Origin of the sequence: Streptomyces panaciradicis (assembly GCF_023516615.1) — a bacterium.
Classification (GTDB): domain Bacteria; phylum Actinomycetota; class Actinomycetes; order Streptomycetales; family Streptomycetaceae; genus Streptomyces; species Streptomyces panaciradicis.
In genome coordinates this window covers 21240-36456 of record NZ_JAMGBF010000100.1, presented here as the reverse complement: position 1 = coordinate 36456, position 15217 = coordinate 21240, and the positions used below count along the sequence as shown (strand labels likewise).

General features: G+C 74.2%; 13 protein-coding genes. 7 read left to right on the top strand and 6 right to left on the bottom strand.

Translation table 11 applies throughout. The annotated features are described in order from the left end of the window. Positions 1–162 precede the first annotated feature (162 nt). Positions 163–2607, bottom strand: a complete 2445-nt coding sequence (gene pepN, locus M8J74_RS29050; RefSeq protein WP_249839292.1) for an aminopeptidase N — start codon at positions 2605–2607, stop codon at positions 163–165. 500 nt (positions 2608–3107) lie between these two features. Here pepN and M8J74_RS29045 point away from each other — a divergent pair, with 500 nt between their 5' ends. Then, positions 3108–3872 carry a hypothetical protein gene (locus tag M8J74_RS29045; protein WP_249839291.1) on the top strand — a complete coding sequence of 255 codons (765 nt, stop codon included), beginning with the start codon at positions 3108–3110 and terminating at the stop codon, positions 3870–3872. Positions 3873–3897: 25 nt separating this feature from the next. Here M8J74_RS29045 and M8J74_RS29040 read toward each other — a convergent pair whose 3' ends face one another. Next, entirely contained in the window at positions 3898–5070 is a 1173-nt protein-coding gene (locus M8J74_RS29040) for an MFS transporter (RefSeq protein ID WP_249839290.1), read from the bottom strand. A 205-nt stretch (positions 5071–5275) separates the two neighbouring features. Between M8J74_RS29040 and M8J74_RS29035 the strand changes: the two genes are divergently transcribed. The 3 genes from M8J74_RS29035 to M8J74_RS44605 all read left to right on the top strand — a co-directional run bounded on the left by M8J74_RS29035 (position 5276) and on the right by M8J74_RS44605 (position 7634). Then, positions 5276–5815: a hypothetical protein gene (locus tag M8J74_RS29035; protein ID WP_249839289.1), complete on the top strand. Its 540-nt coding sequence runs from the start codon at positions 5276–5278 to the stop codon at positions 5813–5815. A gap of 103 nt (positions 5816–5918) precedes the next feature. Next, entirely contained in the window at positions 5919–7457 is a 1539-nt protein-coding gene (locus M8J74_RS29030; protein ID WP_249839288.1) for a CYTH and CHAD domain-containing protein, read from the top strand. 45 nt (positions 7458–7502) lie between these two features. Continuing rightward, a complete protein-coding gene (locus M8J74_RS44605) occupies positions 7503–7634 on the top strand; it encodes a hypothetical protein (RefSeq protein WP_283948722.1) in 132 nt (43 codons plus the stop codon). Between the two features lie 24 nt (positions 7635–7658). Here the strand turns inward: M8J74_RS44605 and metG are convergent, their stop codons facing one another. From metG to M8J74_RS29015, 3 genes are all read right to left on the bottom strand, one after another. Next, positions 7659–9182, bottom strand: a complete 1524-nt coding sequence (metG, locus tag M8J74_RS29025; RefSeq protein WP_249839287.1) for a methionine--tRNA ligase — start codon at positions 9180–9182, stop codon at positions 7659–7661. 296 nt (positions 9183–9478) lie between these two features. Continuing rightward, entirely contained in the window at positions 9479–10633 is a 1155-nt protein-coding gene (locus M8J74_RS29020) for a S1 family peptidase (protein ID WP_249839286.1), read from the bottom strand. Positions 10634–10780: 147 nt separating this feature from the next. Further along, complete coding sequence (locus tag M8J74_RS29015) at positions 10781–11380, bottom strand: gamma carbonic anhydrase family protein (RefSeq protein ID WP_249839285.1); 600 nt, start codon at positions 11378–11380, stop codon at positions 10781–10783. 154 nt (positions 11381–11534) lie between these two features. Between M8J74_RS29015 and M8J74_RS29010 the strand changes: the two genes are divergently transcribed. The 3 genes from M8J74_RS29010 to M8J74_RS29000 are packed head-to-tail and all read left to right on the top strand — an operon-like array spanning position 11535 to position 13981. Next, positions 11535–12896, top strand: coding sequence for a sensor histidine kinase (locus M8J74_RS29010; protein ID WP_249839284.1), 1362 nt, complete (start codon positions 11535–11537; stop codon positions 12894–12896). A 15-nt stretch (positions 12897–12911) separates the two neighbouring features. Then, the gene (locus M8J74_RS29005; protein WP_249839283.1) at positions 12912–13349 is read left to right on the top strand and encodes a glutaredoxin domain-containing protein; all 438 of its coding nucleotides are present in this window, start codon (positions 12912–12914) and stop codon (positions 13347–13349) included. Next, complete coding sequence (locus tag M8J74_RS29000; protein ID WP_249839282.1) at positions 13346–13981, top strand: hypothetical protein; 636 nt, start codon at positions 13346–13348, stop codon at positions 13979–13981. Before M8J74_RS29005 ends, M8J74_RS29000 begins: the two co-directional genes overlap by 4 nt. 7 nt (positions 13982–13988) lie before the next feature. On the opposite strand, the gene M8J74_RS28995 is transcribed toward M8J74_RS29000, so the two are convergent. Continuing rightward, positions 13989–15209, bottom strand: a complete 1221-nt coding sequence (locus M8J74_RS28995; RefSeq protein ID WP_249839281.1) for a GNAT family N-acetyltransferase — start codon at positions 15207–15209, stop codon at positions 13989–13991. Positions 15210–15217 lie beyond the last annotated feature (8 nt).

Genomic DNA, 15217 nt, shown 5'->3' with positions numbered 1-15217 from the left:
CTCGGCGTCCAGGCGCCGGTGGTGCGGCGGGGACTGGACCGGCGGGGGCGATCGAACCCCCGCCGGTCGGCCGGGCGGACGCGGCCGGGTGGTACGCGGCGGGCGTCGAGCCGGGGGCCGCAGGAGCCGCCCTCGTGGTGGGGCGACGGGTGCCGTGGTTTCTCAGGCGGTCCCGGCGCGGGTGCGCAGCATGCGGGCGATGGCGTCCGAGCGTTCCAGCACGGTCGTGCGGACGACCGGGGGCGCCTCGGCGGAGGCCTGACGGGCCTGGTCCAGGTAGTCGGCATCCACGGCGTACGGCGAGAGCAGGTAGCGGGTGTAGCCCATCGCCGGGATCATCCCGCCGACGTGCAGCCGGGGGATCGACTCCAGGTAGAGCCGGGTGTAGGGGGCCAGCAGGTCGTCCTGCCCCGGGCGCCAGAAGGCGCCCGCGATCTGGCCGACCGCGGAGACGGGGACCTCGCGGTCCACGGCCAGCCGCTGCCAGACCTCGGCCTTCGCGGCCGCGTCCGGCTGGGCCGCGCGTACCGCCAGGGCGCGGACCCCGGCGTCGGGGTCCGGGTCGCGTTCGATCAGCAGCGCGGTCTCGGCGGCGACGTCCCCGCCCAGCTCCGCCTCGCGGACCAGCGCGCGCCAGCGCAGGTCCACGTCGTCCCCGGCCTGTGCGCGCAGCCACTCCAGGTCCTCCGGGCCCGTCGCGGTGCGGGCCAGACCGCGCAGCGCCACCTGCCGGCGGCCGGGGTCCGCGGCGAGGTCCCGGCAGGCCGCTGCCACGGCCGCCGTCAGCCGGGCGCGTTCGGCGGGCGGCGCCCACAGTTCGGCGATGTTCGCCGCGAGGTCCAGATACGGCTCGATCACCGCGTCGGACGTCTCGGCCGACAGGACCGCGGTGACGCACCGCCCGGCCTCCGCCGCCGTGGCCTCGCCGGTGATCAGCATGTCCCACACCGCGGCCACGGCCACGCCCCGGGAGACGGCCGTGGGCAGTCGCGCCGCCGTGTCGAAGAAGGCGTCCCTCGTCGCGGGGTCGGGGCGGGTGGTGGCGAAGGTGAGGTCGTCGTCGTTGACGAGCAGGACGTCCGCGGCCGGTGGCAGGCCGGTCACCGGGGTGCGGGACCCGGTCACCTCGACGCGGACCAGCGCGGCGCGCTCCAGCGCCTCGCCGGCGCCGCCCTTCCCGCGGTACGCGCCGACCGCCAGCACCTGCGGACGCGGGGTGCCGGCGGCCACCAGCGTCACGCTCTCGCCCTCCCGCTCCAGGGAGAACCGGTCGGTGCCCGCCCGCTCCAGCCAGGCGGCGCGCCAGGCGTCCAGGTCGCGCCCACCGGCCTCGGCGAGGGCGTCGACGAGGTCCTGCAGCGAGGTGTTGCCCCATGCGTGGCGGGCGAAGTAGGCGGCCATGCCCGCCCGGAAGCGGTCCTCGCCGACGTACGTCATGAGCTGGTGCAGGACGGCGGCGCCCTTGGGGTAGGTGATGCTGTCGAAGATGGACGCGGCCTGGGCGACGTCGTGGATGGGCTGGTGGATCGGGTGCGAGGCGGGACCCTGGTCGGCCAGGTACGCCCTGAGCTTGTTGCCCGCCAGATGGCTCGCCCACGCGTCCGTGTAGCGGGTGGCGCCCTCGGCGGCCCAGTGACAGGCGAACTCCGCGAACGCCTCGTTCAGCCACAGGTCGTCCCACCAGCGCATGGTGACGATGTTGCCGAACCACATGTGGGCCATCTCGTGCAGCAGCACCAGAGCGAGCAACTCCCGCTCGGCGGGCGTCGGTTCGGACCGCCTCAGGAAGGCGTCCGACCAGGTGACGCAGCCGTAGTTCTCCATCGCGCCGCCGTATTCCGGCATGAACACCTGGTCGTAGCGGCGCTGCGGGAACGGCATGGCGAAGGCCGCACCGTAGAAGGCGAGGCCCTGGCGGGTGAGGGTGAAGATCTCGTCGGCGTCGCGGTCGAGGACCTCGGCGAGCGAGCGGCGGGCGTACAGGCCCAGGTCGTGGCCGTCGGCTTCGCGGCGGATCTCGTGGAAGGGGCCCGCGTTGACGACGGTGTTGTACACCGACAGCGGCGGGGTGTCCGGGTAGGTCCAGCGCCGGGACGCGCCCAGGTCCTCGACGCGGGCGTCACCGGAGTTGCTGGTGACGGTCCAGGCGGCCGGTGCCGTGACGGTGAAGGCGTGCGGCGCCTTGAGGTCGGGCTGGTCGAAGCAGGCCCACACGAACCGGGCCTCGTCCGGCTCGAAGCTCATCCACACGTAGACCTCGCCGTCCGCGGGGTCGACGGCCCGGTGCACACCGGGGCCGGCGGCCGTGTCGGACTGGACGCTCTCCACGCGCAGCACGTTGTGCCCGGCCAGGGCGGGCAGCGGGATGCGGCCGTCGTCGCCGGGGGTGAGGACGGTGCTGTTCAGCGTGGCGTTCTCCACCTGGGCCGCGCAGTCGACGAAGGTGTCGGCGCCGGGTTCGTGGCAGGTGAAGGTGACGGTGGAGACGCAGCGGATCTCCGGCCCGGTGGGCAGAGCGGTGAGATCGATCTCCACGTCGTACCGCTCGACCGTGAGCAGCGCGGCCCGTCGCTCGGCTTCGGCACGGGTCAGGCTACGGATCCCCATGTGTTCTCCCTCGGCAGACAGCGGAGGTCAGAGTACGTCGGCCGGGGTCGCGGAGCGCAGGCATTTTCGACCGACCCGGGGCGCGCAAGGGCGGCCGTCCGACGGCACGTTGGCGCGGCGCACGACACCCGCCGCCCCTGGCGGATCACGGTGGGACGAGCCCCCGCCAGGGACGGTGAACCGGCCATGATCGCCCGTGCCGGGCACGATCAACTGCGGCGTCTGAAAAGCGAGTTCGCGAACTACGTCTCCGCATCCCGGCAGTTGTCCCAGGGGCCGGCTGCGGGACTTCGGAGTACGACTGCGGGTCGTGCGCCTCGTCCTCGGCCACCTCCGCCACGAAGCGGCCCGAGACCCGGTCGTGGACGCCGGGCTGTTCCAGGCCACTGCGGAGGCGGACGTTACGGGCAGCACGAGAACCCTGGGGGTGAGGGCGTGAGGCGGCGGCCGTCGGGTAGGTGCTACGACGCCAGGGAAGACACCGCCCCGCGGGAGATCCCATGAGCGTCACCCTCGTCCATCCCCGCCCGAAGTTCCGTCCGGCCCCGCTCGTCGAGCCGCCGCCGTCGGGCTACGTCCATCTCGCCGCGACGCTCCGGCCGCCGGCGCCCGGCCTCGGCAGGCCGGGCCACAACCGGGACCGGATGCTCCTGCTCGACATGCTGCGCGCCGAAACCGAGGACCTGGCCAGCCTGGCCGAGGTCAAGCGGGCCAGCGTGTACCGGGCGGCCGCCGCGGCGCCGCCGATCGGCTGGATCCCGCCGGAGGGCCCGCCCCGCGCCCCGCACGACGTGGCCGTCCTGGTGGAGACCAGAACGCCGCAGGACATCCCCGCCGTGCAGCGCGCCGTCGCCTTCCGGGACCTGCGCCGGCGCCTCGAACACCATGGCCGGGAGGTGCGGGTGCTCACCGCCCGCTGCGGCAAGTGCGTGGCCGACGTCGACCGCACCCGGCAGGGACTGTTCCTCTTCCACTACCTCGCCGGTGAGGACCCGCGCCGCGTCGCCGAGCTCTGGGAGCACCTCACCGGCTGGTACGCCGCCGAGACCGGCCTGGACAACGCGCTGCTGCTCGAACCCCTCGACCCCGGCGCCTCGCCCTACACCCACGTCGGCCACGCCCGCTGGGACCTCAGCCTGCCCGCCGCCGCGCTGCGGCAGTTCGGCAAGCCGAGTTTCTACCGCTTCCTGCGGCCCACGCTCCGCGAGAACCACACCACCGCGATGCCGGTGCTGTACCACCTCGTACGGCTGCGGGACCGCTGAGCGCACCCGGTGCGGCCGGGCCGGCTCAGCGCGTCGTCGCGCGCCGTGTCGCGAGACCGATGAGCGCGGCGACCGCGGCCAGCGCCGCGACGCTGGTCAGCGCGGCGGGAAGCGAGAACCAGTCCGCCATGAAACCGATGGCCGGCGGGCCGAGCAGCATGCCGCCGTAGCCGAGGGTGGAGGCGATCGCCACCCCGCTGGGGCCCGCGAGCGTTCCCGCGCGTTCGACGGCGACGGGGAAGAGGTTGGCGAGGCCCAGCCCGGTGACGGCGAAACCGATCAGGGCCGCCCACAGGGAGGGCGCCAGGGCGCCGGTCAGCATGCCGGCCGCGGCGGTGGCGCCCCCGACGACGACGGTACGGGTGCGGCCGAGCCGTTCGAGCAGGGTCGTGCCGGTCAGCCGCCCGGCCGTCATGGCCAGCGCGAAGCAGGAGTAGCCGAGGGCCGCGGCCCCGGCGGAGCTGCCGAGGTCCTGTTCGAGGTGCAGGGCGCCCCAGTCGGCCATGGCCCCCTCGCCGTACGCCGTGCACAGGGCGATGAGACCGAAGACGACGACGAGGCCGCGGGTCCGTGCGTCCGGTGGGCGGGTGGCGTCGTGCGGGGCGCCGTCCGGCCGGTCAGCAGGGCGCGGCGGCTCGATGCGCAGCAGGGCGCGTCCGGCGACGGCGGTCACCAGCAGCCCGAGGAGGGTCAGGCCGAAGAGATGCCATGACGGGGAGAGGTGCCCGGCGACCAGCCCGCCGAGCCCGGCGCCGAACATGCCGCCCAGGCTGAACGCGGCGTGGAAGCTGGGCATGATCGGCCGGCGCAGGGTGGTGACGAGGTCGACGGCCGCGCTGTTGAAGGCGACGTTGATGCCGCCGTAGGCGGCGCCGAAGAGGAGCAGGACGAGACCCAGGGCGAGTGCCGAGTGGGTGTGCGGGGGCAGCGCGACGCTCAGGGAGAGCAGGACGCCGCAGACCACGGTCACCGGGTGGCTGCCGAAGCGTCGGCAGAGGCGGCCGGTGAGCATCATCGTGACGACCGCGCCGGCGGAGACGCCGAGGAGGGCCAGGCCGAGGGAGCTGGCGGAGGCACCGGTCTGCTGTTTGATCGCGGGGATGCGGACGACCCAGCCGGCGAAGACGAAGCCGTCGAGGGCGAAGAAGACCGTGAGGACGACACGGAGCCGGACGAGGTCGCTTCGGGGGCCCGGCACGGCGCTGTGCGAACGGGCTTTGTTTATTTGCGGCACAAACTCAGGCTAGGTGAGGTCCGGCGGCGCGGACAAGGGCGGGTTCGCATCCGGGAAGGGCGGCGCTCGCTTCCTTGAAGAGCGCGGAAGCGGTAGATCCGTCCGGCCGGCGGGCAGAACCGGACCATGGAGCACCACAAAGCCCCAACACGTCTGTGGAGGTGGTGACTTGACCGTCATCGTAGGCCTGGTCCATCGTCGGCGCGTCCACCTCGCGGGCGACTCCGCGGGCAGCAGCGGGTCGCAGCTCACCATCCGCCGCGACCCGAAGGTCTTCGCCAACGGCCCCTACGTCCTCGGCTTCACCACCTCGTTCCGCATGGGCCAGCTCCTGCACCACGCCTTCAAGGCCCCGCACCCCGAAGGCGACCTCGACCGTTTCATGGTCACGACCTTCGTCGACGCCGTCCGCACCTGCCTCAAGGACGGCGGATGGGCCCGCAAGGACTCCGAGCAGGAACAGGCGGGCTCCTTCCTCGTCGGCGTCCACGGCCGGCTCTTCGAGATCCACGACGACTACCAGGTCGGCGAGCGCGCCGACGGCTACGCCGCCGTGGGCTGCGGCGACGACCTGGCGCTGGGCGCCCTGCACGCCACGGCCGGACTCGGCCTCAAGCCGCGCGAGCGCCTCACCGCCGCCCTGCGCGCGGCGGACCACCACAGCACGTTCGTCGCCGCGCCGTACGTCTTCGCCAGGACACCCCGCTGAACGCGCCGTCCGCCGGCCCGTTCCCCGCCCGAGCGGCACGGTCGACCTCGCGCGAGAGGGCCGAAGGGTGTTTGAGCGGCCACGATAGGGCCACGCGACATGTATGACCCAGTCGAAGCGTGAGACCGAGCGAAAGTACGCCGCACCGCCGGCCGACGACACCGCCTGGCTCCGCGAGCTCACCGGCGTGGACGGCGTCGTGTCGGTCGTGGAGCGGGGGTCCGAGGACCTGGACGCCGTGTACCACGACACCGAGGACCTGCGCCTGGCCGGCGCGTCCGCCACGCTGCGGCGCCGGACGGGCGGCCACGACGCCGGCTGGCACCTGAAACTGCCCCTGCCCGGAGACAGCCGGGAGGAGGTCCAGGCCCCGGTGTCCCCGACGATCCCGGACGACCTGCGCGCCCTGGCCCTCTCCCGGACCCGCGGGGCGCCGCTGGCCCCCGTGGTCCGTGTGCGCTCCACCCGCAGCGCACGCGACCTCCTCGGCCGCGACGACGAGAAGCTGGCCGAGCTGACCGTCGACAGCGTCCACGCCGAATCGCTCGGCGCCACCACCACCCTGGCCGCCTGGACCGAGATGGAGGTCGAACTCGCCGAGGGCGCCGACCCCGCGGTCCTGGACCTCGTGGACAAGGCGCTGCGCAACAGCGGCATCGAACGGGCGCCTCACTCGTCCAAGCTGGCCCGGGCGCTGGAGGAGACGGGACTCGCCGCGCCGCGCCTGCCGGACGCCCGTGCCGAGAAGGTCGTCCCCGGTTCGGCGGGCGACGAGGTCCTGCGGTACGTCGACGAGCAGGTAAGCGCCCTCGTGGACCTCGATCCCGCGGTGCGGCGCGACCTGCCCGACGCGGTGCACCAGTTCCGCGTCGCCTGCCGCAGACTGCGCAGCGTCCTGCGCTCGTACCGGTCCGTGCTGGACCGGGCGGTCACCGATCCGATCCGCCGGGAGCTGAAGTGGCTGGGCGGGGAGCTGGCCGAGGCGCGCGACCACGAGGTCCTCGAGGAACGCCTCCGCGGACGCGTCGAGGCCACACCCCCGGAGCTGGTCCTCGGGCCCGTGGCCGCCCGGCTGCAGGCGTGGCACGTCGCGGGCACCGCCGAGGCGCGCCGGCGCACCCTCGACGCCCTGAACTCGCCGCGTTACCTCGCCCTGCTGGACGCGCTCGCCGCGCTGACGCAGCAGCCCCCGCTGCGCCGCAAGGCGGCCCGCGAGCCGGGCAAGGCGATGCCCAAGGCGATCCTGAAGGAGTACGACCGCCTCGCCGCCCGCGTGACGCACGCGCTGGACCTGCCGCCGGGCAAGGACCTCGACGTGGCCCTCCACGAGGCCCGCAAGGCCGCCAAGAAGGCGCGCTACGCCACTGAACCGGCACGGGCCTCGCTCGGCAAGCCCGCCAAGCGGCTCGGCAAACGCGTGAAGGCCGTCCAGAAGGTCCTCGGCGACCACCAGGACAGCGTCGTGGCCCGTGACAGCCTGCGGAAGCAGGCCGTGGCCGCGCACGCCGCCGGAGAGCCCGGTTTCACCTGGGGGCTGCTGTACGGCCAGGAGCAGGCGGCGGCCGCCGAACGCGAGCGGCAACTGCCGGCGGCGTGGGCGCGGGCCTCGAAGCGGCGCCTGCGCAAGGGGCTCGCCCGCTGAAACCCCGGGCCGCCGCGGGCCCGGTCCCTTACATCGGGAGCGTCGGTGCTGCGGCGGGTCGTCCGCGAGGTCGAGGCCGGGACCTATCGGCACAACGTGGACCGCGTGTTCGCCCTGGACGGCATCGTCGCCTCCTGGGCCACATGGAGGACGACCGGGTCGCCGCGAAGCTCCTGATGCCGCCCTGGCCGCGGTCCGCGCTCACGGCGTGCTCTGCCGCAGGCGGGGGAAGAGGGGGCGCGTGGGCGGCAATACGCCGTGCACGGCGCTCACCCGTTCCGCGATCCGTGCCGCCGCCCCCGGGACGAACGGCCGGAGCTCTTCACCCAGCACCCGGCAGGCCGTGACCAGGGCGGTGAGGACCGCGTCGAGGCGTTCGGCCGCGGCGGCGTTGCCCTGCCGCTCGGCCCGGGCGAGTTCCCAGGGGCGCGTGGCGTCGATGCAGCGGTTGGCCTCCTCGACGATGTTCCAGGCGGCCTGCACGGCCCCGCGGAAGTCGTGGTCCGCCAGCGCGGCGTCGATCCCGCCGGGCGCCGCCGCGCACGCCTCCAGCAGCGCTTCCACGGCGAACCGGTCACCGCCCAGGGCGGGCACCGTGCCGCCGCGGTACCGGTGGACCATGGTCACGACGCGGTGGACGAGGTTGCCCAGGCCGCCGGCGAAGTCGGCGTCGGCGCGGGCGGCGAGCCGGTCACGGGTGAAGTCGGCGTCCCCGACACGGGGGACCTCCCTCAGCAGCCACCAGCGCACCGCGTCCGTGCCGAAGGCGTCGACCAGGGCCACCGCATCGACCTCGGCACCGCCGGACTTGCTGATCTTGCGGCCGTCCACGGTGAGGTAGCCGTGGACGAGGACGTCGGTGGGCAGCGGCAGCCCGGCCGACAGCAGCACGGCCGGCCAGTACACCGCGTGGAAGCGCACAACACCCTTGCCCACCAGATGTGTTCGGCGTTCGCTGGTCACCCACCACTGCTCGTACGCCGGGTCGTCGGTGCCGTACCCGAGGCTGGAGACGTAGTTGCCGAGGGCGTCCCACCACACGTGGACGACCTGGCTCGGATCGCCGGGCACGGGGATGCCCCAGCCGCGGGCGCGGGTGTGGGAGCGGGAGACGGAGAAGTCGCGCAGGCCACCGGCGAGGAACGCGAGGACCTCGTTGCGGCGGGCGGCCGGCTCCACCCGCAGGGCGCCCCCGGAGATCAGCTCCTGGAGCCGGCCGGCATAGCGGGACAGCCGGAAGAACCAGTTCTCCTCCGTCACGCGTTGGGGTGCCGTGCCGTGGTCGGCACACCGCCCGTCGACCAGCTCGTCCTCGGTGAAGAACTGCTCGCAGCCCACGCAGTACAGGCCCGAGTACTCCTTGCGGTACAGGTCGCCCGCCGCGGCGCACCGCCGCCACAGGCGCTCGACGCCGACCCGGTGGCGCGGGTCGCTGCTGGTGCGGAGGAAGTCGTCGGTCGACAGCGCCAGCGGGGTCCGCAGCGCGGCGAACGCGTCGGCGTTGCGGTCGACCAGCGTCCGCACGTCCACGCCCTCCGCCTCGGCGGCCAGGACGTTCTTCAGGGAGTTGTCGTCGGTGCCGGTCAGCAGCCGCACCCGGTCGCCCCTGAGGCGCCGGTGGCGGGCCAGCGTGTCCGCCTGCACCAGCTCCAGGGCGAAGCCCAGATGCGGGCGTGCGTTGACGTACGGGATGGTCGTGGTGATGTAGTGCCGTCGGGTGCTCATGTGCCCTCCCACCGGGTGGCGGGGCCGGGTGCGCACAACGCGACGAGGCCCCGTCCCGGGGCCTCGGATTCGGTACGCGTACGCGCTCAGCAGCCCCGTGAGCGGGGCATCATCCGGCGCTGAGGCGAAAGCGTGATCATGGCGTCGAGGGTAGCGGCGGCGCCTCGCCCGCGGCACGCGAATTTCACCGGGTCGGGGACGGCGCCGGCGCGGGCTGCCTGATGAGGCCCGGCGGCTCCGGGGTGGGCCGGGAGTCGCACTCGGCCCACCCGGGAGCCCGCGCGGGCGTGCGGGGATCAGGCCGTGTGCAGTGTCAGCCCGTACCGGTTGAGGATCTCGTTGACGGGCTGGTACCAGGTCTCGCCGCCGGAGCTGCAGTTGCCCCAGCCGCCGGAGGTGACGCCCTGCGCCTGGTCACCGCTGATGAAGGAGCCGCCGGAGTCGCCGGGTTCGGCGCACACGCTCGTCTTCGTCATCTGGTAGACGGCGCCCTGGCTGTAGTTGACCGTCTCGTTCTTGGCCAGGACGGTGCCGCAGTGCCAGTGGCTGGTGGAGCCTGAGCGGCAGATCGAGGCGCCGACCGGGGCCTCGGCGGAGCCGCGGACGAGCTGGTCGGAGACGGTGCCCCAGCCGAGCACGACCGGGACGGTCCACCAGCCGCTGCCGACGTTCACCCAGGCGTAGTCGTTGTCCGGGAACGAGGAGCCCTGGAAGTTGCCTATGTAGGAGTGGTCCCAGCCGTACACCGCGCCGGCGTGCTGGTCGCAGTGTCCGGCGGTGATGAAGCCGCCGTACACCGAGAAGCCGATGGAGCAGCGGACGTTGCCCGTGTAGTAGGGGTCGCCGCCCACGGTCCCGGCGGCGAAGGTGCGCGGCGCTCCGGCGGTCTCCTCGACGGTGACGGGCCCGGCCTGGCGGGCACGGGCCAGGAACGCCCGGACATCGTTGTCATCGCGGTGTGCGGCGACGACGTCCACGACGACCTTGTTGGCCTTCGGGTCGACGTACCAGCTGCCGACCCCGGCGGGCGCGGACAGGGCGTCGATGCGGGCCTTCGCCGCGTCGAGCCGGCGTGCGCTGTGCCGCACGACCTTCACGGTCGCGCCGGTCGCGCGGACGGCCTCGGTGTTCGCGCCGCGGGTGACGGCGACGGTGAGTCTGCCGGTGGCCGGGTCGAACCAGGAGCCGCCGTAGGAGGCCCCCGCGGCCCGCTTGGCCCTGCGTTCCACGGCCGTTGCGGTCTTCTCGGCGGCCAGCCGGCTCCTGGCCTGCGCGTCGGTGAGGCCGAGGTCGTGCCGCATCGCGGTCAGGAGGGAGGCGGAGGCGGGTGCCTCGGAGGAGGAGTGCGCGGGGGAGTCCGCGGCGGAGGCCGGGAGGCTGCTCGCGGTGGCCCAGGTGCCGAGCAGGAGCAGCGCGGACAGGCCGGTGCGCAGGGATGTGATGCGTCTCAAGGGGGTGCCCCTTCGTTGTTCCAGCAGGGTGGGGGTGGAACAGCAGAACGGTGAGAGCGCTCTCAGGGGGTGCGCGGCAGATCCTAGCCGGTGATCATGGTCAGGTCTATGCCAATCGGCGGAGGAGTTCCGGGAGTTGGCAGGCCGTCACTCGTCGTCGAGTACCCGGTCGTCCAGATGGGCGCCGTAGAACGCGCTCTGACGGGTCATGATGTCGCGCATCGACGTCCCTCGTGGCACCCCGTACACCGTCCCCGGGAAGTCCAACTCGCGCTGCACCTCCCACAGTTCCTCGTGCTGCTCCGGCGCGAAGAGCCGTGCCGGGTCGCCCGCGGCGATCCAGCCGATGGGGACGACGGTGCCGGGCGCGAGCCGGGAGCCCACGTGCAGCACGCTGTTGATGCGCAGTTCGGCACCCGCGCCCGCCACCGAGCCCGGGAAGAGCGAGGCGCCCGTGGCGACGAAGACCTCGTCCTCGACGACCGCGCCGTTGACATGGGTGTGCGGGCCGATCAGCACGGCGTCCCCGACGACGGCCGGATGCCGGGCGCGTCCGCGCACGAGGGCGTGCTCCATCACCACCGTCTGCGCGCCGACGCGGACCTCGCCGTCCTCGGCCGTCAGCACGGCGCCGTGCAGCACCCGGGCGCCCTCACCCAGGACGACCGCCCCGCAGAGGGTCGCGCCGGGCGCCACGTACGCGGAGTCGGGGACGAGCGGCCGCCGCCCGCGGTGTTCGATCAGCATGGGCGGTGAGCCCCCTTCCGCGCCGTCGGTGATCCGATGCGCGCAGACTAACGCGGGCCGCCGACAGCGGCGCAGGAAGCCTGGGGAAAACCCCCGGATGCGACGGGGGAGCGCCGTGTTCCGTCGGAAGGTGTACGTCCGTAGCGTCGCGTCCGTGACCACGACCGGTTGGAAGCATCCGCCCGGCCCCGCCCGCGAGCACCCCGCATCACGGACGGGGCCCGCCCTGCGGAACGTCCTCGGCGCCCCCCTCACCGCCCGCGCCGGGGCCGAACTCGCCTACTGCCTGGCCGGCTTTCCCCTCGCCCTGGCCGGCTTCCTCCCGGTGGCCGTGTTCCTGGCCCTCGGCGCCGGCCTCACCGTCTCCCTCCTCGGTGCCGTCCTCGGCCTGCTGCTGATCGTCACGGCGATCGGCCTCGCGCGTGCCCTCTCCGCGGTCCACCGCCGGCTCGCCGCAGGGCTGCTGGGGGAGCGCGTGCCGGCGCCCGGACGGGCGCGGCCGACGGGAGGGGCGGTCGCGCGGCTGGACGCCCGGCTGCGGGACGCGGCGGGCTGGCGGTCGGTGGCGTACGTCCTGGTGAAGCTGCCCGTCGCCACCTTCGGCATGTACGCGGCCGGCTGGTGGCTCACCGGTCTGATCGACCTCTCCGCGCCCCTGCGCTGGGCCGCTTTCGGCCGGCGGGACCTGCCGACGATCGCCCCGCTCCCGGTGGGCGGGGGAGCACCGTACAGCACCTCCCTCGCGGGCACCTTCGTCGCGGCAGGCGTCGGCGCGGTCACCCTGCTGACGGCGCCCTGGGTCACGCGGGGCGTGGTCGCCGTCGACCGGTGGCTGGTGCGGGCCCTGCTCGGACCCGGCGAACTGGCCGAGCGCGTACGGGCCTTGGAGGAGACCCGCGCCCTCGCCGTCGACGACTCGGCGGCCCTGCTGCGCCGCGTGGAACGCGACCTGCACGACGGGGCGCAGGTGAGACTCGTCGCGCTGGCCCTGAGCCTGGACATGGCCAGGGAACGGCTGGGCGCCGACGGCGATCCGGTGGCCGACCCCGGCCGGGTGCGGCAGCTGGTGGAGCTGGCGCATCGCAACGCCACCGAGGCCCTGACCGAGCTGCGCGACCTGGCCCGCGGCCTCCATCCACCCGCCCTCGACGAGGGTCTGCCCGACGCCCTGGCCACGCTCGCGGCACGCAGCGCCCTCCCCGTCGAGCTGGCCGTCGACGTGCCCGAACGGCCCACCCCCGCCATCGAGACGATCGCCTACTTCTGCGCCGCCGAACTGCTCACCAACGTCATCCGGCACAGCGGCGCCCGCCGCGCCGTGCTGCGAGTCACCGGGCAGCACGGCGCCCTGCGGCTGTGCGTCGGCGACGACGGGCGCGGCGGAGCACGGGCGGGGACCGGCAGTGGTCTGACGGGGCTGGCGCAGCGCGTCCGCACGGTCGACGGCACGCTGGAGATCAGCAGTCCGGCGGGTGGGCCCACGACGGTGACGGTGGTGCTGCCGCTGCGTGCGTGAGTAGCCTGCGTGACCATGACGCGCGTTTGGCTGCCGCCCCTGCTGCTCGTGCTGTGCGGTGCGGCCCTGGCAGCGGAGCTTGCCCACGACGGCAGTCCCGCCCAGGCCACGGTGGTGCTGCTGGTGTTCCTGGTGCCGGCGGCCGTCAACTCGCCCCTGATCTTCCCCAAGTCGGTCAAGGCGCAGGAGGCGCAGCGCCGCAGCGCCGCGGACGGCCGGCCCGTCGTCTACTGGCGGCCGGGCTGCACGTACTGTGTGCGCCTGCGGCTCCGGCTCGGCCGTCGGGCCCGGCGGCTGCACTGGGTCGACATCCGGCGCGACCCCGCCGGCGCGGCGGTGGTGCGGGCCGCCAACGGCGGCGACGAGACCGTGCCGACCGTCGTCGTCGCGGGCCGGGCGCACACCAACCCCGATCCGGACTGGGTGCGCCGACAGCTCGCCGGCGCCCCATGACCGGCCTCGCCGCACGACTGCGGCACGTCTACTGGATCGGCGGCGGGAGCGGCGCGGGCAAGTCGACGGTCGCCCGCCGGCTCGCCGACCGCCACGGCTGGCGGCTCTGCGCGACCGACGACGTGATGCCGGACCACGCCGCCCGGACCACCCCCGACGAAGCCCCCTTCCTGCACGCGTTCCTGGCCATGGACATGGACGAGCGATGGGTGAACCGGCCTCCGCACGTCATGCTGGAGACCTTCCACTGGTTCCGCGGCGAGGGCTTCGGGCTGATCGTCGAGGACCTGCTGCGGCTGCCGCCGCACCCCTGCGTCGTCGTCGAGGGCTTCCGGCTGCTGCCGCACCTCGTGCGGCCGCTCCTCGCCGCTCCCGAACACGCGGTCTGGCTCCTGCCCACCCCCGACTTCCGACGGGCCGCCTTCCGGAGCCGCTCGGCGCGCGGCGAAGGGTTCCTGTGGCGGACCAGCGATCCGGAGCGGGCCGGCCGCAACCTCGCCGAACGCGACGGCCTTTTCACCGAACAGCTGTGGGCGGAGACCGAGCGCCTGGGACTGCGCGCCGTCACGGTCGACACCACCATGACGGAGGACGCCCTCACCCAGGAGGTGACCAGGGCGTTCCGGCTGTGACCGCGGCTCAGAACCAGTGCAGGCAGTGCGGGGTGCGCTCGGCCGCGAAGAACGCGTCGGCGAGGGCGGCCGCCCCCGGGCGGTGGGCCCGGACGTGTCCGGCCCGCACGAGCGTGCTCGGTGCGGTGCCGCCGAGGTAGACCGAGCCCAGGTCGCCGATGTCCAGGGACAGGTCGGGCGCCCGGTCCGTGGGTACGCAGTCGGCCTTGCCGTCCCGGACGGACAGCAGATAGCGGTTCCGCTCGCCCAGGAAGGGGTCGTCGACGTCGAGGACGAGCTCGCCGTCCGTGAACCACCCGCGCGCGGTGAGCGCCCGCGGGACGTCGAGCAGCCGTACCCAGAGCCAGTCGGTGTGGTCGCTCTCCTGGCCGGCCCGGAAGTCCGCGAGCTGCCAGCGCAGCGGGTGCCCGGGCGGCACGTGCTTGAAGACCACCTGAGTGACCAGGTCGTGTCCGAGGACGAACCGGGCCAGGGCCGTGAAGGCGGCGTCGTCGGCGGATATGGTCTCGTCGACCGTCAGGGTGCCCGAGTCGACCGAGTAGCCGGCATAGCCGTCCGGGACGCCGTCCGCGTCCCGGTGCACGGCGATGTAGCGCGGCTTGGGCGCGATCGGGGGCTGTCCCGCGCGCAGGGCCCACCAGCGGTGCGGCCGGGAGAGCGCGCCGGGCTGGGAGCGGCGGTAGCGGTCGTAGACCTCCTCAAGGATCTCGCCGCACTCGGCGCGCCGCAGCACCTCGACCGAGCCGGTCGCCGGGGCGCCGGCCGCTCCGCCCGCCCGGGGCTGGGCGAGGGCCGCCCGGTGGCGCGGCACCGTCAGCCGCTGCGTGTAGGTCGCCGGTCCGTAGCCGAACCTGCGGTAGATCAGGGCCTCGGAGGCCAGCAGCACCGAGAGGAAGTCGCCGCGTTTCCGCAGGTCGGTGAGCTGGTGCCGCATCATCGCGCTGAGCACACCCTGGCGCCGGTGCGAGGGCAGGACGCCGACGGCGGTCACACCGGGGGCCGGGACGACGTTCTTGCCGGGCAGGGTGAGCTCGAAGGAGTACGACGCGGCGGTGCCCACGGCCCTGCCGTCCGCCGTGCGGGCGAGCAGGCCGCGGTCCATCTCCAGCGCCGACCACCAGACCCCGCCGCCCCCTTCGGCCGGGGTCTCGGGGAACAGCCCGAACGCGGCGTGGAGCGTGTCGACGAAGACGTCGAGGTCCTCGTCGGTGGTGGGACGGATCTCCATTGCTGCCG